The 640-nt window shown below is 77.5% G+C and carries 1 pseudogene; it reads right to left on the reverse strand.

From position 1 onward, the window contains the following. Positions 1-200 precede the first annotated feature (200 nt). Positions 201-640 (reverse strand): annotated as a pseudogene (locus tag KS423_RS46825) (hypothetical protein); the annotation flags it as partial.

Raw genomic sequence — 640 nt, forward strand, 5'->3', positions numbered from 1 at the left:
TGCCGCAGGGCGCGGAGGTGGCGCTGCCGGACGGGCCGGTGGCGGCGACCGAGGTGCTGGCCGGAGCGGTGGCCGCGGTGCGGGAGACGGCGGCGCTCTGCCGCTGACGCCCCAGGGGCGTGCACACAGCGAAGGCCGGCCGGGTCGGTAACCCCTTGACCCGGCCGGCCTTCGGCGTGCTGCGCGCCGGTGAGCTGGTGTCAGACGCTGGCGACCACCCGGTCGGCGAGCACGTAGACGGCCTCCTCGTCGGTGGAGAAGGTCAGCGAGTACGAGCCGGAGAAGCGCGAGCCGCCGAGCAGCCGGACGTGTTCACCGGCGCGGACGGCGTCGATCAGCCGGTAGGCGGCCTCCCGGTCGCCCGGGGCCACACAGAGGGTGGTGCCGTCGGCGAACGCGTACACGTCCAGGGTGCCCAGCGGGCCCGGGCGGACGTCGATCAGGGCGACGGCCTCCTCGGCGAGGGCGGCCAGCCGGCCGTCGGTCCACTCCCGGGACGGCGCCTGGCTGGGCACGAAGTCGGGGTGCGAGGGGTGGCGGCGCGGGTCGGGCGCGGCGACCGGGGCCTCCTCGACGACCGGGTCGGCGTCCAGCAGCCCGGCCTCCAGGCCGGTGGCCAGCAGGTCGGCCTCGCGGCGGG

It is taken from the genome of Streptomyces sp. LS1784 (genome assembly GCF_020103755.1).
GTDB lineage: Bacteria > Actinomycetota > Actinomycetes > Streptomycetales > Streptomycetaceae > Kitasatospora.